We start from the raw sequence: 17,306 nt of genomic DNA, 5'->3' as shown, positions 1-17,306 counted from the left end.
CTGTTTCCGTGAAGTGATTCACGTTTGCCGTTTCGATGGAGGCGCATTATAGGGATCCCATTTTTTTGCACAAGCCTTTTTTAGATCTTTTTTACCGACCGTCGATTTTTCACGCTTTCTGCTGGGATCCTGTGCGATCTGCTTAAATTTTGGCGTGTAAAAGGCTTGCGCCGGGCCTCTAAAGCTACCAAAGTCATCCATATCACTTCTGTTTTGACGAGGTAACTATGTCTGCTGTCCTGCGTTCTTATAAAGATCTCTACCCTAAAATTGGCCAACACGTGATGGTTGATGCCACCAGCGTGGTGATCGGCGATGTCAGAGTAGCCGATGACGTTGGTATCTGGCCGTTGGTTGCGATCCGCGGTGACGTTAATTACGTACAGATTGGTGCCCGCAGCAATATTCAGGATGGCAGCGTGCTGCACGTTACTCATAAATCTTCCTATAACCCGGAAGGCAATCCGCTCATTATTGGTGAAGACGTGACGGTGGGGCACAAGGTCATGCTGCACGGCTGTACCGTAGGCAACCGAGTGCTGGTCGGAATGGGATCCATTTTGCTTGATGGCGTGGTTGTAGAAGATGACGTCATGATTGGTGCCGGAAGCCTGGTCCCACAGAATAAGCGGCTGGCGAGCGGCTTTCTCTATTTAGGTAGTCCGGTGAAACAGATCCGCCCCCTGACGGAGGCGGAGATTGAGGGGCTGAAGTACTCTGCCAATAACTATGTGAAGTGGAAAGACGACTATCTGGATCAGGCTCAGGATAGCCACACCCAACCTTGATCGTCCTCTCGCTGCTGTTGGATTAGCTGTTCAGCCTCCTCTTCCAGATCCCAGCGATGCTCCTGGAAAAGCGCCAGCCACTGGGCTGGCGTCTCACCGCCGAACCGCGTTGCCAGCGTTTCGGCTTTAATTGCGCAGCTAAGTTGCATACCGTTAACCAGCGCCGGGAAGCAGACGGCCTGCAGCTCGTCACGCCACGCCTCCCGATCGGGAAATTGAATCGCCTGATTCACCCAGCCAGCTCCTGTTTGAGGCGTTCAATAACCGGCGCGGTTTCCGGCAGCACGCCATGCCAGAGCAGTACCGCATGGGCAGCCTGCGCCACCAGCATACCCAGCCCATCCGCACGCTGTTTTGCGCCATGCTGTTCACACCAGCGCAGGAATGGCGTTTCTCCCTTCTGATAGAACATGTCATAGCAGTGGATATGGCTATCGATTAAAGATTCAGGGATCTGCGGCGTTTCACCGCTAATACCGCTGGAGGTGGCGTTAATAATAAGATCGAACTCGTGTCCGGCCAGATCTTTCATCGCCACAGCGCTAACGCTGCCGGTATGGGCGAATAGCGTTGCCAGCTCTTCGGCGCGTGAGAAAGTCCGGTTGGTTATGGTCACCGCGCAGTCCAGAGAGAGCAGCGGCAGCAGCACGCCCCGTGAGGCCCCGCCTGCGCCAATCAGCAGAATGCGAAATCCAGGCTTAATAAACCCCAGCCGCTGCAGGTCACTGAGCAAACCGATTCCGTCGGTGTTATCTCCCAGCAGGCGGCCATCCTCAAGACGCTTGAGGGTGTTGACCGCTCCGGCTAGCGCCGCACGCTCCGTCAGCTCATCCGCTCGGGCAAACGCCTCTTCTTTAAAGGGAACGGTAACGTTAGCCCCTTTCCCGCCCGCGCTGAAAAACGCGTTTAGCGTCGCAATAAAATCATCAACGGGAGCCAGAACGCGCCCGTAAGGGTGAGCTATCAGCAGCTGCTGAGCGAACTGCTGATGAATAAACGGCGATTTGCTGTGTGCAATGGGATTACCAAAAACGGCATAGGTTTCCATAGATCACCCCTGGCGAAAACGTTCGCCGGTCAATGCATCACGAATTTCAGACGGGTTTTCACGTCCGCCGGTTTTACCTTCTACAACTGGAAATGCCTCGCCAAACTGCGCGCGCACCTCTTCGATTGTCCGGCACGGCGGCAGCCCGGTCAGGTTAGCGCTGGTAGAGACCAGCGGTTTGCCGTATGCCTTACATAGCGCGACCACCAGCGGATGATCGGTTACCCGTACGGCCAGGGAGTCAAATCGCCCGGTCAGCCAGCGCGGCGTGGTTGGTTTTGCCGGGAAGACAAAGGTCACCGGGCCTGGCCAGCAGGCGAATACCGCCTCTCTCTGGGCATCGTTCAACGCCTGCTCATCTATATAGGGCTTCAGCTGCTCAACGCTGGCGGCGATAAGAATTAATCCTTTCTCTACCGGGCGTTGTTTTAACGCCAGCAGGCGCTTAACCGCCGTTTCGCTGTCGGGGTCGCAGCCGACGCCAAAAACGGCTTCGGTGGGATAGGCGATGACTTCTTCTCTATTCAGTACCGCCACCGCATTTACGATGGCGTCTGAAGGCAGGTTATTATTCACTGTTCTTTTCCGCCGTGACCGGCTTTCCACATTGTTTACTGGCACAGAAGCATTTAACGCCCTGCGCGGTTTTCTTCTCTATTAGTAGCGGGTAGTGACACGTTGGGCACTCCCCCGCTACCGGTTTAAAATTGATAACAAACTGGCACTCCGGATAGCGATCGCAGGAGTGGAAGGTTTTGCCATAACGCGAACGTCGCTGGACCAGGGTACCTTGATTGCACTGCGGGCAGGTAATGGCGGTATCGTCGGGTTTATCGATGGTCTCTGTATGTCCGCATTCAGGATAGTGACTACAGCCAATAAACATGCCGAAGCGTCCCTGGCGAAGCACCAGCACCGACTGGCAAAGCGGGCACAGCTGCCCCTCCAGAACTTTGACGATATGCCCATCGGCCTGGCTTTTCAGGGAGCGAACATAGTCACATTCAGGATAGTGAGAACAACCGAGAAACGGCCCGCGTTTCCCGGTCCGAATAACAAGCGGAGCCCCGCACTGCGGGCAGGGCTCTTGATTAGACACCGAAAACAGTGCTGATTTGGCCATAACAACTCTTGATGCTGCGACGATAGTTAGTGCAGCATACCTTCATTCACTTCAAAGAGTAATTCTTCCATCTGCTGATAGGCGTTTTCACACCCCGGGATATTGAAGAGCACCATCAGGATGACCCACTTGAGATCTTCCAGCTCGAACTCTGCCGTATCCAGCGCCAGCACGCGCTCAATCACCATTTCTCGTGTTTCGAGGTTTAGCACCTGAATCTGCTCGAGGAATAACAGGAAACCCCGGCAGCTGGCATCCAGTCGTTCACACTCTTCTGCAGTATAAATACGCAGAGAGAGAGGGTCTGAAGCAAGCTGCATCGGTTCGGCGAGGCCTTCCTGATAGTCAGCGAGCTTTTCCAGCCACAGTAACGCGTTATAGATATCCTCACGGTCAAAACCGGCATCAGTGAGGTCCCGTTCAAGTTTGTCCTGATCCACACGCAGTTCTGCTTCATTGTGGATATAAGTCTCAAACAAATACATTAGTACGTCGAACATGGCTTGCCCTCCTTAATCGGACATAGCCGCCGGGTACAGCTGCGATCCATCCTGCTAACTCCAGTTCGAGTAGCTGGGCCACAATCACTGGCACAGGTTGGCCGGCACGTTCAGCGACGACGTCAACAGGTGTTACCTCATCTCCTACGTTAGCCAGGAGCTCAGGAAATGGCAATGCTGCCGCTTGGTGTTCTGACGAATAAATTGGTTTTTTGCGTGCATTTTGTAGCCAGCGTAAACCCTGTTGTAGAATTTCGAGTATTTCATCCGGCGTAGTCACCAGCGTCGCCCCCTGCTGAATTAACCAGTGTGGGCCTTCGCTACCGGGACTGCCTAACGCGCCGGGCAGCGTAAAGACGTCCCTGCCCTGATCCATTGCACAGCGTGCAGTTACCAGGGAGCCGCTGCGCAGGGCAGCCTCAACCACCAGCACGCCCTGGCTAAGGCCGCTGATAATGCGGTTACGTCGGGGAAAGTTACCCGGTCTGGGCGGCGCGGCCAGCGGAAACTCTGATACCAGCGCGCCGCCGGCGTCAATAAGCTGTGCCGCCAGCGCGGCGTGCCGACGAGGGTAAGTCTGTTGTAGGCCGTTTCCCAGCACCGCCAGGCTTTTGCCACCACCGCGGAGCGCACCACGATGGGCAATGCCGTCAATACCCAACGCCAGGCCGCTGGTGACCGTAATACCTTCTGCCCCGAGCCGTTCGCAGAAATGGCGTCCCCAGCGCTCGCCATACCATGAGTTTGCCCGGCTGCCGACGACGGCTAACTGTGGGCTATTGAGGAGGCCCACATCCCCTTTCACAAACAGCGCACCGGGAAAATCAGTAATGGCGCGCAGCGCTGGCGGGTAATCCGCATCGCTCGCCAGCAGCAGGCGATGTCCAGGCTGGGCTAACCATTCAAGCGTGCTGTCGATATCACGGGGAGAGACAGCATAAAAGCGTGCGCTCTGTTTTGCCGTCAGCCCGGCGAGCGAGAGCGTTTTTGCGTCGGGATGGGGGTAAGCTGCTAAACATTGTGCGGCCTCCAGCATCCTTTCACCGTAGAGTTCACCGAGGTGGATCAGGCGCAGCCAAATCTCTGTCAAAGTCATCCTTGTCCCTTGCCACACGCGGCGGTTGCAATCCTTGCGATTGGTCACTGATGCTGTCAATCGGAGGGGGATTTGTCTAGAATAGTGGTAACGATCTTTTCAACTCCTGAACACAACTCCTGGGTAATTATGTCAGTTTTGCACGTGTTACATATTCCGGACGAGCGCCTTCGCAAAGTCGCTACGCCGGTGAAAGAAGTAAATGCAGAAATTCAGCGCATCGTGGATGATATGTTCGAAACGATGTACGCCGAAGAGGGTATTGGCCTTGCCGCCACGCAGGTGGACATCCACCAGCGTATTATTGTTATCGACGTTTCCGAGAACCGCGACGAGCAGCTGGTGCTCATCAACCCTGAGCTGCTGGAAAAGAGCGGCGAAACCGGTATCGAAGAGGGTTGCCTGTCGATCCCTGAGCAGCGTGCGCTGATCCCGCGGGCGGAGAAAGTGAAAATCCGTGCCCTCGATCGCGAAGGGAAATCTTTCGAGCTGGAAGCTGACGGCCTGCTGGCTATCTGCATTCAGCATGAAATGGATCACCTGGTCGGCAAATTGTTCATCGACTACCTGTCGCCGATGAAGCGCCAGCGCATTCGCCAGAAAGTGGAAAAACTGGACCGCCTGAACGGGCGTGCATAACCGAAGCCAAAAGGATCAACGTGTCGGATTCACTACGTATTATTTTCGCCGGTACGCCTGACTTTGCCGCGCGTCATCTTGACGCGCTGTTGTCATCCGGGCACCAGGTGGTTGGCGTGTTTACCCAGCCAGACAGACCCGCAGGGCGGGGTAAAAAACTGATGCCGGGTCCGGTGAAGGTGCTGGCTGAAGCGAAAGGTCTTCCTGTCTTTCAGCCAGTCTCTTTGCGCCCGCAGGAAAATCAGCAGCTGGTCGCCGATCTCAACGCTGACGTGATGGTCGTCGTTGCCTATGGCTTAATCCTGCCAAAGGCGGTACTCGATATGCCGCGTCTCGGCTGCATCAACGTTCACGGATCGCTGCTGCCGCGCTGGCGTGGCGCTGCCCCTATTCAGCGCTCGCTGTGGGCGGGAGATGCCGAAACCGGCGTTACCATCATGCAGATGGATGTGGGTTTGGACACCGGCGATATGCTCTACAAGCTTTCCTGCCCGATTACCGCAGAAGATACCAGCGCCTCGCTCTATGACAAGCTTGCTGACCTTGGTCCGCAGGGGTTAATCGAAACTCTGGCCCAGCTGGCTGAGAGCACTGCCCAGCCGCAGGTACAGGATGAAGCACTCGTAACCTATGCTGAAAAGCTCAGCAAAGAGGAGGCGCGCATCGACTGGTCGCTCTCTGCGGCGCAGCTTGAGCGCTGCATCCGGGCATTTAATCCGTGGCCGATGAGCTGGCTGGAGATTGACGGGCAGCCGGTAAAAGTGTGGAAGGCGTCGGTGATTAACCAGCAGTCCCGCGCCGAGCCAGGCACGATTGTCGATGCCAACAAACAGGGTATTCAGGTTGCGACCGCCGACGGCATTCTAAATCTGGAATCGCTGCAGCCGGCAGGTAAAAAAGCGATGAGCGCTCAGGATCTACTGAACTCACGTCGCGAATGGTTTATTCCCGGCCACCGTCTGGCCTGACGGCCCCTACCTTTAACGCCCGGTGTTACCGGGCATTTTTATTTTTGCGGTTATGAAAAAAACGATCAATTTACGCAGCATGGCAGCACAGGCCATCGAACAGGTTGTTGAGCATGGGCAGTCGCTGAGCAACGTCCTCCCGGCCCTGCAGCAGAAAGTCTCGGATAAAGATAAAGCCCTGCTCCAGGAGCTGTGCTTCGGCGTGCTGCGCACGCTCTCCCAGATGGAGTGGCTCATCAATAAGCTGATGTCCCGTCCTATGACCGGCAAGCAGCGCACCATTCACTATCTGATCATGGTCGGGTTTTATCAGCTTCTATACACCCGCGTTCCACCGCATGCTGCTTTAGCAGAGACGGTAGAGGGAGCGGTAGCCATTAAGCGTCCGCAGCTTAAGGGGCTGATCAACGGCGTGCTGCGTCAGTTCCAGCGTCAGCAGGAGCCGCTGCTGGCGGAGTTTGCCACCAGCGAAAGTCGTTTTTTACATCCTGACTGGCTGTTGAAGCGTCTGCAAAAAGCGTATCCGCAGCAGTGGGAAAGTATTGTGGAGGCTAATAACCAGCGCCCTCCCATGTGGCTGCGCGTGAACCGTAACCATCACTCCCGCGATGCCTGGCTGGCGCTGCTGGAGGCCTCTGGCCAGCAGGGTTTTTCCCATAGCGACTATGCCGATGCGGTACGTCTGGCCTCACCTGCCCCGGTGCAGGCCCTCCCCGGTTTCGACCAGGGATGGGTGACAGTGCAGGATGCCTCTGCCCAGGGCTGCATGAACTTTCTGGAACCACAGAACGGCGAGCAGATCCTCGATCTCTGTGCGGCCCCCGGCGGTAAAACCACGCATATCCTGGAAGTGGCTCCTGAGGCGAGCGTGCTGGCAGTTGACGTGGATGAGCAGCGCCTCTCCCGCGTCTACGATAACCTGAAGCGTCTGGGAATGAAGGCGCAGGTTAAGCAGGGCGATGGCCGCTTTCCTTCCCAGTGGTGCGGCGAACAGCAGTTCGATCGTATTCTGCTGGATGCTCCCTGCTCGGCAACCGGCGTGATCCGTCGTCATCCGGATATTAAGTGGCTGCGCCGCGATCGCGATATCCCGGAACTGGTCCAGCTGCAGTCCGCTATTCTCGACGCCATCTGGCCACACCTGAAACAGGGCGGCACGCTGGTGTATGCCACCTGCTCCGTCCTGCCGGAGGAGAACACCCTGCAAATTGCCGAGTTCCTCAAGCGTACACCGGATGCGAAGCTGACCAGTACAGGTACGCCAGTGCAGCCGGGACAGCAAAATCTTCCGGGCGCGGAAGAGGGTGACGGCTTCTATTACGCTAAGCTAATCAAACAGTGATTGAGATGACGGGTCGCAGCTGATGAAGATAATCATTCTGGGTGCAGGACAGGTCGGCGGTACGTTGGCCGAAAACCTGGTCGGTGAAAACAATGACATTACCGTTGTCGATATCAATGGCGATCGTCTGCATATGTTGCAGGATAAATTTGACCTGCGCGTCGTTCAGGGGCATGGCTCACATCCCCGTGTTTTGCGTGAAGCAGGCGCGGACGATGCGGATATGCTCGTTGCCGTCACCAGCTCTGATGAGACCAATATGGTTGCTTGCCAGGTCGCCTACTCCCTGTTCAATACGCCAAACCGCATCGCCCGTATTCGCGCGCCTGACTATGTGCGCGATGCGGACAAGCTGTTCAATACCGACGCCGTGCCTATCGATCACCTGATTGCCCCCGAGCAACTGGTGATCGACAGCATCTATCGTCTGATTGAGTATCCTGGTGCACTGCAGGTCGTTAACTTTGCCGAAGGCAAAGTAAGCCTTGCGGTGGTGAAGGCCTACTACGGCGGTCCGCTGGTCGGTAATGCCCTTTCCATTATGCGCGAGCATATGCCGCATATCGACACCCGGGTTGCCGCCATTTTCCGTCACGACAGGCCGATCCGCCCGCAGGGATCGACTATCGTTGAAGCAGGCGATGAGGTATTTTTTATCGCGGCATCACAGAATATTCGTGCGGTCATGAGCGAGCTGCAGCGGCTGGAAAAACCCTATAAGCGTATCATGCTGGTGGGCGGCGGCAATATCGGCGCAGGTCTGGCGAGCCAGCTGGAGAAGGACTACAGCGTTAAGCTGATCGAGCGCGATCAGCGTCGGGCGGCGGATCTGGCCGAGAAGCTGCAAAACACGATCGTCTTCTACGGCGATGCGTCGGATCAGGAGTTACTGGCAGAAGAGCATATCGATCAGGTCGATCTTTTCATTGCCGTGACCAACGACGATGAAGCCAACATTATGTCCGCCATGCTGGCCAAGCGGATGGGGGCGAAAAAGGTCATGGTACTGATCCAGCGACGCGCCTACGTCGATCTGGTCCAGGGCAGCGTTATTGATATCGCCATCTCACCGCAGGAGGCGACTATTTCTGCCCTGTTGAGCCACGTGCGTAAAGCAGATATCGTCGGGGTCTCCTCGCTGCGCCGGGGCGTTGCCGAGGCGATCGAGGCCGTAGCCCATGGCGACGAGAGTACCTCCCGCGTGGTTGGACGGGTGATTGACGAGATCAAGCTGCCGCCGGGAACGATCATCGGAGCCGTCGTGCGCGGCAACGACGTCATGATCGCTAATGATAATTTACGTATTGAGCAAGGCGATCACGTCATTATGTTCCTGACGGACAAAAAGTTTATTACCGATGTCGAGCGGCTATTCCAACCCAGCCCGTTCTTCCTGTAATAAGCCGAGAAATGAAAATTAGAGAGACCTTTGTTAGACTTAGTGGGTCTTTGGCATAAGGAGAATCAAATGAGTTTGTTAAAAGAGTTTCGCGCTTTCGCCATGCGCGGCAACGTTATCGACCTGGCCGTCGGGGTCATCATTGGTGCGGCTTTCGGTAAAATTGTCTCATCGCTGGTTGCCGATATCATTATGCCTCCCCTCGGTCTGCTGATTGGCGGCGTCGACTTTAAACAGTTCGCCTGGACGCTGCGTCCGGCTCAGGGCGATCTTCCACCTGTTGTTATGCATTACGGTGTGTTTATCCAGAACATTTTCGACTTTTTGATTGTGGCGTTTGCGATCTTTATGGCGATTAAGCTGATCAACCGACTGCATCAGAAGAAGAAAGAAGAGCCTAAAGCACCACCGGCACCTTCGAAAGAGGAAGTGCTGCTGACTGAAATCCGCGATCTGCTCAAAGAACAGAACAGCCGTCCATAATAGAAAGCCAGCGGCAAAGGTGATTTACGCTTTTGCCGCTGGCCTTTAACACCCCTTTCGGCTCTCACCGTTTATTCCGCCCTGCTCCAGCGCTTCCAGAATTGAACAGTAAACGCTGCTATGGGCCGTGCCGCAACAGGCGTCGTTGAGCCGTTGCAAAGAGCGGCGCATGATCTGTAGTTCTTCAATCCGAGCTTCAACCTCGCTTAGTCGAGACTGGACAATGCTTTTTGACTCCTGGCAGGTGTGATGCTCAGGATCGATACGGATCGACAGCAGCTCGCGGATCGACTCGAGGGTAAACCCCAACTGCCGCGCGTGACGGATAAACTTAAGTCGCTGCAGATCGCCTTCGGTATAGAGGCGGAAACCACCCTGCGTTCTCACCTCGTGATCCATCATCTGCTGCTTTTCGTAATAGCGAACGGTATCAGGCGTTACCTCTGCGAGCTTCGCCAGCTCTCCAATTCGGTACATAGCTACTCCTCGCCAATCTTTTTCATTAGCCTGTCGGCATACTCGCCGCGCAGAAATTCGGTGCTTAAGCCAGCCTGGCGCAGCTTGAGCTCAAGCAGCGTTAGCCTGCGGCTCAGCTCCTGATAGTCAGGATGATCCTGCTGTACTGTCTTTAACAGATCGGCCAGAGCCAGAGCCTCTTTACGCTGGGCCAGTTCAGGGGGGAGGCAGCCGGCGTTTTTCAGCAGTCGGTAGCCTGCGCGAAGCTCGGCGGGGACGTGAGCGTCATCGTCGAGATGCAGCGGTTCACCGGTGCCGGGAAGATTATCAAATTCACCTTGTTGCTGGGCATCGCGAATATGGCGTTCTGCCCACTGATCGAGTAACCACATAGCCGACTCCAGGGGATGAACTAAGGCACAGGGCTATTTTAGCAGGGAGAGAGGGGGAGAATGAGAGAAATAAAAAAACCCGCCGAAGCGGGTCTTTTTATGTTGCTACAGATTACTCTGCAGCAGCTTCTGCTTGCGATTCTGAACGATCAACCAGCTCGATGTATGCCATCGGCGCGTTGTCGCCTGCACGGAAGCCACACTTCAGAATGCGAGTGTAACCACCGGCACGGCTCGCGAAACGCGGGCCCAGCTCGTTAAACAGTTTTGCCACGATCTCGTTATCACGAGTACGGGCGAATGCCAGACGACGATTAGCTACGCTATCAGTCTTGGCAAGAGTAATCAGCGGCTCAACTACGCGGCGCAGCTCTTTCGCTTTAGGCAGGGTCGTCTTGATGATCTCATGACGAACCAGTGAACCTGCCATGTTGCGGAACATAGCCTGGCGATGGCTGCTGTTGCGGTTCAGTTGACGACCACTCTTACGATGGCGCATGACCTTATCCTTCTCAGTAAAACCTTAACCTGTGATCCGGTTACTCGTCAGCAATGCTTGCCGGTGGCCAGTTTTCCAGGCGCATGCCCAGAGACAGACCACGGGAGGCCAGCACGTCTTTAATCTCGGTAAGAGATTTTTTACCCAGGTTAGGCGTTTTAAGTAGCTCAACCTCGGTACGCTGTACCAGATCACCGATATAGTGGATAGCTTCTGCTTTGAGGCAGTTAGCAGAGCGGACAGTCAATTCCAGATCGTCAACAGGGCGCAGCAGGATCGGATCGAATTCTGGTTTCTCTTCTTTCACTTCCGGCTGACGTACATCACGTAAGTCAACGAAAGCTTCCAGTTGTTCTGCCAGGATGGTTGCCGCACGACGAATCGCCTCTTCAGGATCGATTGTGCCGTTGGTTTCCATTTCGATGACCAGCTTGTCCAGGTCGGTACGCTGCTCTACACGCGCTGCTTCAACATTGTAGGCAATACGCTCTACAGGGCTATAGCATGCGTCGACCAGCAGACGGCCAATTGGGCGCTCATCTTCTTCCGAATGAATTCGGGCAGAAGCCGGCACATAACCACGACCGCGCTGAACTTTGATACGCATGCTAATAGACGCGTTCTCATCGGTCAGGTGGCAGATCACGTGCTGCGGCTTGACGATTTCGACATCACCGTCGTGGGTGATGTCGGCTGCAGTCACAGGGCCAATGCCAGATTTATTCAGGGTAAGAATAACATCATCTTTACCTTGAACTCTCACCGCCAGCCCTTTCAGGTTGAGCAGGATCTCCAGGATATCTTCCTGAACGCCTTCTTTGGTGCTGTACTCGTGCAGTACACCATCAATCTCAACCTCGGTCACCGCACAACCCGGCATCGATGAGAGCAGAATACGGCGCAGTGCGTTACCCAGAGTATGGCCAAAGCCACGCTCTAAAGGCTCAAGGGTCACCTTGGCGTGCGTCGAACTCACTTGCTCGATATCTACCAGGCGCGGTTTTAGAAACTCTGTCACAGAACCCTGCATTGTGTCCTCTCTTTGGTACTAAGCTTTACTTGGAGTAAAGCTCGACGATCAGGTGTTCGTTAATGTCCGCAGACAGATCAGAACGCTCAGGCTTGCGCTTGTACGTACCTTCCATCTTGCCAGCATCAACTTCCAGCCAGGTTGGCTTTTCACGCTGCTCAGCCAACTCCAGAGCGGCCTTCACGCGAGATTGCTTTTTGGCTTTCTCACGGATGCTAACTACGTCATTCGGAGTTACCTGATAAGAAGCGATGTTAACAACGCGGCCGTTTACCATGATTGCTTTATGGCTAACGAGCTGACGTGCTTCCGCGCGAGTTGCGCCAAAGCCCATACGGTATACTACGTTGTCCAGACGACCTTCGAGCAGAGCCAGCAGGTTTTCACCCGTGTTGCCTTTCAGACGAGCTGCTTCTTTATAGTAGTTACGGAACTGACGCTCCAGCACACCGTACATACGGCGAACTTTCTGCTTTTCACGCAACTGTACACCATAGTCAGACAGACGCGGTTTACGCGCACCGTGCTGGCCAGGAGCTTGTTCAATTTTACACTTGGTATCGATCGCGCGAACGCCAGACTTAAGGAATAAGTCGGTGCCCTCACGACGGCTCAGCTTGAGCTTAGGACCCAAATATCTTGCCATTTTCTTTCTCCAACAAACCTGGAAACGACAGCGTTATACGCGGCGTTTTTTCGGCGGACGACAACCGTTATGAGGGATCGGAGTCACATCAGTAATGTTAGTGATGCGGAAACCAGCGGCGTTCAGAGCACGAATAGTAGATTCGCGGCCTGGACCCGGACCTTTAACCATAACTTCCAGATTCTTGATACCGTATTCTTTTACGGCGTCAGCGCAACGCTCTGCTGCAACCTGAGCTGCAAACGGAGTGGATTTGCGAGAACCACGGAAACCGGAACCACCGGCTGTTGCCCAACCCAGCGCATTACCCTGACGATCGGTAATAGTTACGATGGTGTTGTTAAAAGAAGCATGGACATGAGCCACGCCGTCAGAGACTTGTTTTCTTACACGCTTACGTGCACGAACTGGTGCCTTTGCCATTATTCAATCACCCCGATTATTTCTTGATCGGTTTGCGCGGACCCTTACGGGTACGTGCGTTGGTCTTAGTACGCTGACCGCGCACTGGCAGACCACGACGATGACGCAAACCGCGATAGCAACCAAGGTCCATAAGGCGCTTGATGCTCATGCTAACTTCACGGCGCAGATCACCTTCAACGACAAATTTGGCAACTTCGTCACGCAGCGTGTCGATTTGTTCTTCAGACAGCTCACTGATCTTAACATCTTCAGCGATACCCGCAGAAGCCAGAATGGCTTTAGAACGGGTCTTGCCGACACCGTAGATCGAAGTTAATGCGATCACGGCGTGTTTCTGATCAGGAATGTTAATGCCTGCTATACGGGCCACTATGCACTCCTACTATTTAATATGTACGCCCCATGCTGAAAAGCCCGTTTTCAGGATACTCAAATGGAAACGTACAGACATACAAAAGATTGGCTGGCTAATCTAGCCAGCTCAACCCAACTTTGCAAGAAAAATATGCGAAATAATCAGCCTTGGCGCTGTTTATGCTTCGGCTCGGCACTGCAAATCACGCGGATGACGCCATCACGCTTAACGATTTTGCAGTTACGGCATAATTTCTTGACGGAAGCACGAACTTTCATTTTTACTCTCCGTAACTTCTCGGGCGACCTTTAGCGGCCATAGCCTTTCAGGTTCGCCTTCTTCAATGCAGACTCATACTGACTCGACATCATCAGAGTTTGCACTTGAGCCATAAAGTCCATAATCACGACAACAACGATGAGCAGTGAGGTTCCACCAAAGTAGAACGGCACCTTCATTGCATCACGCATGAACTCCGGGATCAGGCAGATAAAGGTAATGTAGAGCGCACCGACCAGAGTCAGGCGGGTCATTACTTTATCGATGTACTTCGCCGTTTGTTCTCCCGGACGAATTCCTGGTACAAATGCACCGGACTTCTTCAGGTTATCTGCTGTTTCACGCGGGTTGAAAACCAACGCCGTGTAGAAGAAACAGAAGAAGATGATTGCAGTCGCATAGAGTAACACATAAAGCGGTTGCCCAGGCTGCAAATACAGCGAAATTGTTGTCAGCCAGTTCCAACCAGTACCGTTCCCGAACCATGACGCGATGGTCGCTGGGAACAGGATAATACTGGAAGCGAAGATTGCCGGGATTACCCCCGCCATATTCACTTTCAGCGGTAAATGTGTGCTCTGTGCAGCATAGACACGACGACCCTGCTGACGTTTCGCGTAGTTTACCACAATGCGGCGTTGACCACGCTCAACAAATACAACAAAGAACGTCACTGCAAATACTAATACTGCAACCAACAGCAACAGGAGGAAGTGCAGGTCGCCTTGACGCGCTTGCTCGATCGTATGGGCAATGGCTGGCGGGAGTCCCGCAACGATACCGGCGAAGATAATGATCGAGATACCGTTACCGATACCACGTTCAGTAATCTGTTCGCCGAGCCACATCAGGAACATGGTTCCTGTGACCAGACTTACAACAGCGGTGAAATAGAATGCAAAGCCTGGATTCATTACCAGGCCCTGCATACCAGGCATATTCGGTAGACCGGTAGCAATACCGATCGACTGGAATATTGCCAGCACCAGAGTGCCGTAACGGGTGTACTGGCTGATCTTGCGACGACCAGACTCCCCTTCTTTCTTCAGCTCTGCCAGCGGCGGATAAACCACCGTCAGCAGCTGGACAATAATAGAGGCCGAAATATACGGCATAATGCCCAGGGCAAAGATTGAAGCACGGCTGAGAGCACCACCAGAGAACATGTTAAACATCTCAATGATGGTGCCTCGCTGTTGCTCAAGCAGTTTGGCAAGTACAGCGGCATCAATACCAGGGATCGGAATAAAAGAGCCAATACGGAACACGATAAGCGCACCGATTACAAACAGCAGTCTGCGTTTCAGCTCGCCTAAGCCACCTTTGGCACTTTGAAAATCTAATCCCGGTTGTTTAGCCATCTGCTACTTATTCCTCGATTTTACCACCAGCAGCTTCGATAGCAGCACGAGCGCCTTTAGTAACACGCAGGCCACGAACAGTTACCGGAGTAGAAACTTCACCAGACAGGATCACTTTCGCGAACTCGATCTGGATACCGATAATGTTTGCCGCTTTCAGCGTGTTCAGGTCAACTACGTCGCCTTCTACTTTAGCCAGATCGGACAGACGAACTTCTGCCGTGATCATTGCTTTACGCGAAGTGAAACCGAATTTCGGCAGACGACGGTACAGAGGCATCTGACCACCCTCGAAACCGCGACGTACGCCACCGCCAGAACGAGAGTTCTGACCTTTGTGACCACGACCACCGGTTTTGCCGAGGCCAGAACCGATACCACGACCCAGGCGTTTACCCGCCTTTTTAGAGCCTTCGGCCGGAGACAGAGTATTTAAACGCATCTCTTACTCCTCAACTTTAACCATGAAGGAAACCGCGTTGACCATACCACGAACAGCAGGAGTATCCTCGCGCTCTACGGTGTGACCAATACGACGCAGACCCAGGCCAAGCAGCGTTGCCTTGTGTTTCGGCAGACGACCGATTGCACTGCGGGTTTGAGTAATTTTAATAGTCTTTGCCATGGCTTATTTCCCCAGAATTTCTTCAACGGATTTACCACGCTTGGCAGCGACCATTTCTGGAGAATTCATATTTTCCAGGCCGTCGATAGTTGCACGAACCACGTTGATCGGGTTGGTGGAACCATAGGCTTTAGCCAGAACGTTATGAACCCCAGCGACTTCCAGAACGGCGCGCATTGCACCACCGGCGATGATACCGGTACCTTCTGAAGCCGGCTGCATGAATACACGAGAACCCGTGTGAACACCTTTAACCGGGTGCTGCAGGGTGCCGTGGTTCAGCGCGACGTTAATCATGTTGCGACGGGCTTTTTCCATCGCTTTCTGGATCGCTGCTGGAACTTCACGCGCTTTACCGTAACCAAAACCAACGCGACCGTTACCATCGCCTACTACAGTCAGAGCTGTGAAGGAGAAAATACGACCACCTTTAACGGTTTTAGATACGCGGTTAACCGCGATCAGCTTTTCCTGCAGTTCGCCAGCTTGTTTTTCGATGTGTGACATCTTACACCTCTACCTTAGAACTGAAGGCCAGCTTCACGGGCAGCATCTGCCAGTGCCTGGACACGACCATGATATTGGAACCCGGAACGGTCAAAAGAAACATCTTTGATGCCTTTTTCCAGAGCGCGTTCAGCAACAGCTTTACCTACAGCTGCAGCAGCGTCTTTGTTTCCGGTGAACTTCAGTTGTTCAGCGATAGCTTTTTCTACAGTAGAAGCAGCTACCAGAACTTCAGAACCATTCGGAGCAATTACCTGTGCGTAAATGTGACGCGGGGTACGATGTACCACCAGGCGAGTTGCACCCAGCTCCTGGAGCTTGCGGCGTGCGCGGGTCGCACGACGGATACGAGCAGATTTCTTATCCATAGTGTTACCTTACTTCTTCTTAGCCTCTTTGGTACGCACGACTTCGTCGGCGTAACGAACACCCTTGCCTTTGTAAGGCTCAGGACGACGGTAGGCGCGCAGATCTGCTGCAACCTGACCGATCACCTGCTTATCAGCGCCTTTCAGCACGATTTCAGTCTGAGTCGGACATTCTGCGGTGATCCCCGCTGGCAGCTGATGCTCAACTGGATGCGAGAAACCCAGAGACAGGTTTACTGCATTCCCTTTGACTGCTGCACGATAACCTACACCAACCAGCTGCAGCTTCTTAGTGAAGCCTTCGGTAACACCGATAACCATTGAGTTCAGCAGGGCACGCGCGGTACCAGCCTGAGCCCAACCATCCACGTAACCATCACGCGGACCGAAGGTCAGTGCATTATCTGCATGATTCACTTCAACAGCATCGTTGAGAGTACGAGTCAGCTCGCCGTTTTTACCTTTGATCGTAATAACCTGACCGTTGATTTTTACATCAACGCCGGCAGGAACAACGACCGGTGCTTTAGCAACACGAGACATTTTTTCCTCCGATTAGGCTACGTAGCAGATAATTTCGCCACCAAGACCAGCTTGGCGCGCTGCACGATCAGTCATAACACCTTTAGAGGTAGAAACAACTGCGATACCCAGACCCGCCATAACTTTCGGCAGCTCATCTTTTTTCTTATAGATGCGCAGACCTGGGCGGCTGACACGCTGAATGCTTTCTACAACAGCTTTGCCCTGGAAGTACTTAAGAGTCACTTCCAGTTCAGGCTTGGTGTCGCCTTCAACTTTAAATTCTTCAATAAAACCTTCTTCCTTCAGCACGTTGGCAATTGCCACTTTCAGCTTGGAGGAAGGCATGGTGACCGCAGCTTTGTTCGCGGCCTGACCGTTACGGATACGGGTCAGCATATCCGCGATCGGATCTTGCATGCTCATCTGTCTTTACTCCCGTGATTCAATTGGT

28 protein-coding genes are annotated in these 17,306 nt (G+C 53.8%); 6 read left to right on the top strand and 22 right to left on the bottom strand.

Annotated features, from left to right (window positions below; translation table 11 throughout):
- Nucleotides 1-18: 18 nt before the first annotated feature.
- Nucleotides 19-201, bottom strand: coding sequence for a hypothetical protein (locus tag RTP97_RS17905; RefSeq protein ID WP_312416043.1), 183 nt, complete (start codon nt 199-201; stop codon nt 19-21).
- A 26-nt stretch (nt 202-227) separates the two neighbouring features.
- Here RTP97_RS17905 and RTP97_RS17900 point away from each other — a divergent pair, with 26 nt between their 5' ends.
- Complete coding sequence (locus RTP97_RS17900; RefSeq protein WP_312416041.1) at nt 228-788, top strand: gamma carbonic anhydrase family protein; 561 nt, start codon at nt 228-230, stop codon at nt 786-788.
- Here the strand turns inward: RTP97_RS17900 and RTP97_RS17895 are convergent.
- The 6 genes from RTP97_RS17895 to dprA are packed head-to-tail and all read right to left on the bottom strand — an operon-like array spanning nt 764 to nt 4,555.
- Nucleotides 764-1,021 (bottom strand): DUF1488 domain-containing protein, encoded by a 258-nt coding sequence (locus RTP97_RS17895; RefSeq protein WP_312214269.1) that lies wholly within the window; start codon nt 1,019-1,021, stop codon nt 764-766. The genes RTP97_RS17900 and RTP97_RS17895 overlap by 25 nt on opposite strands.
- Nucleotides 1,018-1,836, bottom strand: a complete 819-nt coding sequence (gene aroE, locus RTP97_RS17890; RefSeq protein ID WP_312416038.1) for a shikimate dehydrogenase — start codon at nt 1,834-1,836, stop codon at nt 1,018-1,020. The genes RTP97_RS17895 and aroE overlap by 4 nt, the downstream gene beginning before the upstream one ends.
- Before the next feature lie 3 nt (nt 1,837-1,839).
- A complete protein-coding gene (gene tsaC, locus RTP97_RS17885; protein ID WP_312416035.1) occupies nt 1,840-2,412 on the bottom strand; it encodes an L-threonylcarbamoyladenylate synthase type 1 TsaC in 573 nt (190 codons plus the stop codon).
- Nucleotides 2,405-2,959 (bottom strand): topoisomerase DNA-binding C4 zinc finger domain-containing protein, encoded by a 555-nt coding sequence (locus tag RTP97_RS17880; RefSeq protein ID WP_312416032.1) that lies wholly within the window; start codon nt 2,957-2,959, stop codon nt 2,405-2,407. The genes tsaC and RTP97_RS17880 overlap by 8 nt, the downstream gene beginning before the upstream one ends.
- A 26-nt stretch (nt 2,960-2,985) precedes the next feature.
- Complete coding sequence (smg, locus tag RTP97_RS17875; RefSeq protein ID WP_042395982.1) at nt 2,986-3,459, bottom strand: DUF494 family protein Smg; 474 nt, start codon at nt 3,457-3,459, stop codon at nt 2,986-2,988.
- Nucleotides 3,431-4,555: a DNA-protecting protein DprA gene (gene dprA, locus RTP97_RS17870; protein ID WP_312416031.1), complete on the bottom strand. Its 1,125-nt coding sequence runs from the start codon at nt 4,553-4,555 to the stop codon at nt 3,431-3,433. Before dprA ends, smg begins: the two co-directional genes overlap by 29 nt.
- Before the next feature lie 129 nt (nt 4,556-4,684).
- Here dprA and def point away from each other — a divergent pair, with 129 nt between their 5' ends.
- The 5 genes from def (at nt 4,685) to mscL (ending at nt 9,386) form a co-directional block, all read left to right on the top strand.
- Entirely contained in the window at nt 4,685-5,194 is a 510-nt protein-coding gene (gene def, locus RTP97_RS17865; protein ID WP_312229996.1) for a peptide deformylase, read from the top strand.
- A 20-nt stretch (nt 5,195-5,214) separates the two neighbouring features.
- Nucleotides 5,215-6,162 (top strand): methionyl-tRNA formyltransferase, encoded by a 948-nt coding sequence (gene fmt / locus RTP97_RS17860; RefSeq protein ID WP_312416030.1) that lies wholly within the window; start codon nt 5,215-5,217, stop codon nt 6,160-6,162.
- A 52-nt stretch (nt 6,163-6,214) separates the two neighbouring features.
- Nucleotides 6,215-7,504, top strand: a complete 1,290-nt coding sequence (gene rsmB, locus RTP97_RS17855; protein ID WP_312416028.1) for a 16S rRNA (cytosine(967)-C(5))-methyltransferase RsmB — start codon at nt 6,215-6,217, stop codon at nt 7,502-7,504.
- A gap of 22 nt (nt 7,505-7,526) precedes the next feature.
- Nucleotides 7,527-8,903 carry a Trk system potassium transporter TrkA gene (gene trkA, locus RTP97_RS17850; RefSeq protein WP_312416026.1) on the top strand — a complete coding sequence of 459 codons (1,377 nt, stop codon included), beginning with the start codon at nt 7,527-7,529 and terminating at the stop codon, nt 8,901-8,903.
- Between the two features lie 69 nt (nt 8,904-8,972).
- Entirely contained in the window at nt 8,973-9,386 is a 414-nt protein-coding gene (mscL, locus tag RTP97_RS17845) for a large-conductance mechanosensitive channel protein MscL (RefSeq protein WP_312214286.1), read from the top strand.
- A gap of 45 nt (nt 9,387-9,431) precedes the next feature.
- Here mscL and zntR read toward each other — a convergent pair whose 3' ends face one another.
- The 15 genes from zntR to rpsH all read right to left on the bottom strand — a co-directional run bounded on the left by zntR (nt 9,432) and on the right by rpsH (nt 17,278).
- Nucleotides 9,432-9,863, bottom strand: coding sequence for a Zn(2+)-responsive transcriptional regulator (gene zntR / locus RTP97_RS17840; protein ID WP_312416024.1), 432 nt, complete (start codon nt 9,861-9,863; stop codon nt 9,432-9,434).
- 2 nt (nt 9,864-9,865) lie between these two features.
- A complete protein-coding gene (locus RTP97_RS17835; protein ID WP_312416021.1) occupies nt 9,866-10,234 on the bottom strand; it encodes a DUF1992 domain-containing protein in 369 nt (122 codons plus the stop codon).
- A gap of 112 nt (nt 10,235-10,346) precedes the next feature.
- Complete coding sequence (rplQ, locus tag RTP97_RS17830; RefSeq protein ID WP_042395993.1) at nt 10,347-10,733, bottom strand: 50S ribosomal protein L17; 387 nt, start codon at nt 10,731-10,733, stop codon at nt 10,347-10,349.
- Between the two features lie 40 nt (nt 10,734-10,773).
- Nucleotides 10,774-11,763: a DNA-directed RNA polymerase subunit alpha gene (locus RTP97_RS17825; RefSeq protein ID WP_034461761.1), complete on the bottom strand. Its 990-nt coding sequence runs from the start codon at nt 11,761-11,763 to the stop codon at nt 10,774-10,776.
- A 25-nt stretch (nt 11,764-11,788) separates the two neighbouring features.
- Nucleotides 11,789-12,409, bottom strand: a complete 621-nt coding sequence (rpsD, locus tag RTP97_RS17820; RefSeq protein ID WP_021265666.1) for a 30S ribosomal protein S4 — start codon at nt 12,407-12,409, stop codon at nt 11,789-11,791.
- A gap of 33 nt (nt 12,410-12,442) precedes the next feature.
- Complete coding sequence (rpsK, locus tag RTP97_RS17815) at nt 12,443-12,832, bottom strand: 30S ribosomal protein S11 (RefSeq protein WP_034899652.1); 390 nt, start codon at nt 12,830-12,832, stop codon at nt 12,443-12,445.
- 16 nt (nt 12,833-12,848) lie between these two features.
- Nucleotides 12,849-13,205 carry a 30S ribosomal protein S13 gene (gene rpsM, locus RTP97_RS17810; RefSeq protein ID WP_042396003.1) on the bottom strand — a complete coding sequence of 119 codons (357 nt, stop codon included), beginning with the start codon at nt 13,203-13,205 and terminating at the stop codon, nt 12,849-12,851.
- Between the two features lie 146 nt (nt 13,206-13,351).
- Nucleotides 13,352-13,468 (bottom strand): 50S ribosomal protein L36, encoded by a 117-nt coding sequence (gene rpmJ / locus RTP97_RS17805; protein ID WP_000868187.1) that lies wholly within the window; start codon nt 13,466-13,468, stop codon nt 13,352-13,354.
- A gap of 30 nt (nt 13,469-13,498) precedes the next feature.
- Complete coding sequence (secY, locus tag RTP97_RS17800; protein ID WP_312214292.1) at nt 13,499-14,830, bottom strand: preprotein translocase subunit SecY; 1,332 nt, start codon at nt 14,828-14,830, stop codon at nt 13,499-13,501.
- Between the two features lie 7 nt (nt 14,831-14,837).
- Nucleotides 14,838-15,272, bottom strand: coding sequence for a 50S ribosomal protein L15 (gene rplO / locus RTP97_RS17795; protein WP_039076819.1), 435 nt, complete (start codon nt 15,270-15,272; stop codon nt 14,838-14,840).
- Nucleotides 15,273-15,275: 3 nt separating this feature from the next.
- Entirely contained in the window at nt 15,276-15,455 is a 180-nt protein-coding gene (gene rpmD / locus RTP97_RS17790; RefSeq protein WP_001140434.1) for a 50S ribosomal protein L30, read from the bottom strand.
- Nucleotides 15,456-15,458: 3 nt separating this feature from the next.
- The gene (rpsE, locus tag RTP97_RS17785; protein ID WP_042396015.1) at nt 15,459-15,962 is read right to left on the bottom strand and encodes a 30S ribosomal protein S5; all 504 of its coding nucleotides are present in this window, start codon (nt 15,960-15,962) and stop codon (nt 15,459-15,461) included.
- Nucleotides 15,963-15,976: 14 nt separating this feature from the next.
- Nucleotides 15,977-16,330 carry a 50S ribosomal protein L18 gene (gene rplR, locus RTP97_RS17780; RefSeq protein WP_042396018.1) on the bottom strand — a complete coding sequence of 118 codons (354 nt, stop codon included), beginning with the start codon at nt 16,328-16,330 and terminating at the stop codon, nt 15,977-15,979.
- A 9-nt stretch (nt 16,331-16,339) separates the two neighbouring features.
- Nucleotides 16,340-16,873, bottom strand: a complete 534-nt coding sequence (rplF, locus tag RTP97_RS17775; protein ID WP_103821894.1) for a 50S ribosomal protein L6 — start codon at nt 16,871-16,873, stop codon at nt 16,340-16,342.
- A gap of 12 nt (nt 16,874-16,885) precedes the next feature.
- Nucleotides 16,886-17,278, bottom strand: a complete 393-nt coding sequence (gene rpsH, locus RTP97_RS17770) for a 30S ribosomal protein S8 (RefSeq protein ID WP_042396027.1) — start codon at nt 17,276-17,278, stop codon at nt 16,886-16,888.
- Nucleotides 17,279-17,306 lie beyond the last annotated feature (28 nt).

It is taken from the genome of Pseudescherichia sp., from assembly GCF_031998825.1.
In the GTDB taxonomy this organism is placed as follows: domain Bacteria; phylum Pseudomonadota; class Gammaproteobacteria; order Enterobacterales; family Enterobacteriaceae; genus Pseudescherichia.
The sequence above is the reverse complement of the archived record's forward strand: the minus strand, read 5'-3'. Positions and strand labels throughout refer to the sequence as shown.